This is a genomic window from Variovorax sp. 01T439_2 (genome assembly GCF_056398445.1).
The window spans coordinates 1-3,175 of sequence record NZ_JBFTPJ010000692.1 but is presented as its reverse complement, the minus strand read 5'-3'; the positions used below and the strand labels follow the sequence as shown (position 1 = coordinate 3,175).

Below are 3,175 nucleotides of genomic sequence, written 5' to 3'. Positions count from 1 at the left end.
GACCCCGCCTTCACCGAAGAGAACAAGTACGAGCCCAACAGCCCCTACTCGGCCAGCAAGGCCGCCAGCGACCACCTCGTGCGCGCCTGGCACCACACCTACGGGCTGCCGGTGCTCACCACCAACTGCTCCAACAACTACGGGCCCTTCCACTTCCCCGAGAAGCTCATCCCGCTGATGATCGTCAACRCCTTGGCCGGCAAGCCGCTGCCCGTATATGGCGACGGCATGCAGGTGCGCGACTGGCTCTACGTGAAGGACCACTGCAGCGCCATCCGCCGCGTGCTCGAAGCCGGCCAGCTCGGCGAGACCTACAACGTCGGCGGCTGGAACGAGAAGCCCAACATCGAGATCGTCAACACCGTCTGCGCGCTGCTCGACGAACTGCGCCCGCGCGCCGACGGCAAGCCTTACAAAGAGCAGATCAGCTACGTCACCGACCGCCCCGGCCACGATCGGCGCTACGCCATCGACGCGCGCAAGCTCGAGCGCGAACTCGGCTGGAAGCCCGCCGAAACCTTCGACAGCGGCATCCGCAAGACCGTCGAGTGGTACCTGGCCCATGGCGAATGGGTGCGCAACGTGCAAAGCGGCGCCTACCGCGAATGGGTCGAGAAGCAATACGACGCCGCACCCGCGGCCAAGGCTGCGGCATGAAGCTGCTGCTGCTGGGCAAGGGCGGCCAGGTCGGCTGGGAGCTGCAGCGCAGCCTCGCGCCGCTGGGCGAGCTGATCGCGCTCGACTTCGACAGCACCGACTTCCACGCCGACTTCAGCCGCCCCGAACAACTGGCCGAAACGGTGCTGAAAGTGCGCCCCGACGTCATCGTCAATGCCGCGGCCCACACCGCCGTCGACAAGGCCGAGAGCGAGCCCGAGTTCGCGCGCAAGCTCAACGCCACCTCGCCCGGCGTGGTGGCCGAGGCCGCGCAGCAGATCGGCGCGCTCATGGTGCACTACTCCACCGACTACGTCTTCGACGGCAGCGGCAGCACGCCCTGGAAAGAAGACGACGCCACCGGCCCGCTCAGCGTGTATGGCCGCACCAAGCTCGAAGGCGAGCAACTGGTGGCCAAGCATTGCGCCAGGCACCTGATCTTCCGAACCAGCTGGGTCTATGCCGCGCGCGGCGGCAACTTTGCCAAGACCATGCTGCGCATCGCCAAGGAGCGCGACCGCCTGACCGTCATCAACGACCAGTTCGGCGCGCCCACCGGCGCCGAGCTGCTGGCCGACGTCACGGCGCATGCCATCCGCGCCACCCTGCAGGACCCGGCCAAGGCCGGGCTCTACCACGCGGTGGCCGGCGGCGAGACCACCTGGCACGGCTATGCGCGCTTCGTGATCGAGCAGGCCAAGGCGGCCGGCGTCGAACTCAAGGCGGGACCGGAAGCGGTCGACCCCGTGCCCACCAGCGCCTTCCCCACGCCCGCGACACGTCCCGCCAACTCGCGCCTGGACACGCGCAAGCTGCAGGCCACCTTCGGCCTGGTGCTACCGCACTGGCAACAGGGCGTGGCCCGCATGCTGCGCGAGACCCTTTGACAGGCGGCAGAACAAGCGACCCACGCAAGCAAGAAGCGGAGAACAACACAATGACCACGAAGACCACGCAACGCAAAGGCATCATCCTGGCCGGCGGCTCCGGCACCCGGCTGCACCCCGCCACCCTCGCGCTCAGCAAGCAGCTGCTGCCGGTGTACGACAAGCCAATGATCTACTACCCGCTCAGCACGCTGATGCTCGGCGGCATGCGCGACATCCTGATCATCAGCACGCCGCAGGACACGCCGCGCTTCCAGCAACTGCTGGGCGATGGCAGCCAGTGGGGCATCAACCTGCAGTACGCGGTGCAGCCCAGCCCTGACGGCCTCGCTCAGGCCTTCATCATCGGCGACAAATTCGTTGGAAACGATCCGAGCGCGCTGGTGCTGGGCGACAACATCTTCTACGGCCACGACTTTGCACACCTGCTGGCCGATGCTGACTCGAAGCAATCTGGCGCCACCGTCTTCGCCTACCACGTGCACGACCCTGAGCGCTATGGCGTGGTGGCCTTCGACGACAAGGGCAAGGCCAGCAGCATCGAGGAGAAGCCGGTCAAGCCCAAGAGCAGCTACGCCGTCACGGGCCTGTACTTCTACGACAACCAGGTGGTCGAGATCGCCAAGGCCGTGAAGCCCAGCGCGCGCGGCGAACTGGAGATCACGGCGGTCAACCAGGCCTACCTCGACCTGGACCAGCTGAACGTGCAGATCATGCAGCGCGGCTATGCCTGGCTGGATACCGGCACGCACGAGAGCCTGCTGGAGGCCGCGCAGTTCATCCAGACCCTGGAGCATCGGCAAGGGCTCAAGATTGCGTGTCCTGAAGAGATTGCGTGGCGCAATGGATTCATCGATCGCGAGCAATTGGCAAAGCTTGCCGTGCCGCTGCAAAAGAACGGCTACGGCAAATATCTGAACCATTTGCTGGCGGAGGAGGTGCGCTCGTGAAGGCAACACCTACCGCGATTCCTGAAGTGCTGGTCATCGAGCCGAAGGTCTTCGGCGATGCGCGCGGCTTCTTCTACGAGAGCTTCAACGGCAAGGCGTTCGATGAGGCGGTCGGGCGGCATGTGGAGTTCGTGCAGGACAACCATTCGCGCTCGGCCAAGGGCGTGCTGCGCGGCTTGCACTATCAGATCCAGCAGCCCCAGGGCAAGCTGGTGCGCGTGGTGCGCGGCGCGGTGTTCGATGTGGCGGTGGACATCCGCAAATCGTCGCCGACGTTTGGGAAATGGGTGGGGGTGGAGCTCAGCGAGGACAACCATAGGCAGTTGTGGGTGCCTGAGGGGTTTGCGCACGGGTTTTTGGTGCTGAGCGAGACGGCGGAGTTCTTGTACAAGACCACCGACTACTACGCGCCGGCGCATGAGCGCAGCATTGTCTGGAATGATGCTGCCTTGAATATCCGATGGCCAGCCATCGGTATGGCGCCTCAGCTATCCGCCAAAGACCAAGCGGGTTCTGCCTTTGGGAGCGCTGAAGTATTCAGCTGACGGCCGCACAAGTGGCTGCCTCAGTTCAAGTCATAGTTGAACATTCTTGAATTGGCGAAGTAGTTGGGCACTGAGGCCTCGCTGTTGGCGTGCTCCGGCGAGCAAGCTGAGATGCTCCAGAGAGCCTGCGTTGATT

Annotated in this window: 4 protein-coding genes; all 4 read left to right on the top strand. The window is 64.7% G+C overall.

Annotated elements, in window-relative coordinates; all coding sequences use genetic code 11:
* Window positions 1–657, top strand: a 657-nt coding sequence (locus AC1DOC_RS26045) for a dTDP-glucose 4,6-dehydratase (RefSeq protein WP_478130779.1), incomplete at its 5' end; no start/stop codon positions are given.
* A complete protein-coding gene (gene rfbD, locus AC1DOC_RS26040; RefSeq protein ID WP_478079151.1) occupies window positions 654–1,544 on the top strand; it encodes a dTDP-4-dehydrorhamnose reductase in 891 nt (296 codons plus the stop codon). The genes AC1DOC_RS26045 and rfbD, both read left to right, overlap by 4 nt.
* 50 nt (window positions 1,545–1,594) lie before the next feature.
* Window positions 1,595–2,494, top strand: a complete 900-nt coding sequence (rfbA, locus tag AC1DOC_RS26035) for a glucose-1-phosphate thymidylyltransferase RfbA (protein ID WP_478079152.1) — start codon at window positions 1,595–1,597, stop codon at window positions 2,492–2,494.
* Window positions 2,491–3,039, top strand: coding sequence for a dTDP-4-dehydrorhamnose 3,5-epimerase (gene rfbC / locus AC1DOC_RS26030; protein WP_478079153.1), 549 nt, complete (start codon window positions 2,491–2,493; stop codon window positions 3,037–3,039). Before rfbA ends, rfbC begins: the two co-directional genes overlap by 4 nt.
* The last annotated feature ends 136 nt before the right edge of the window (window positions 3,040–3,175 follow it).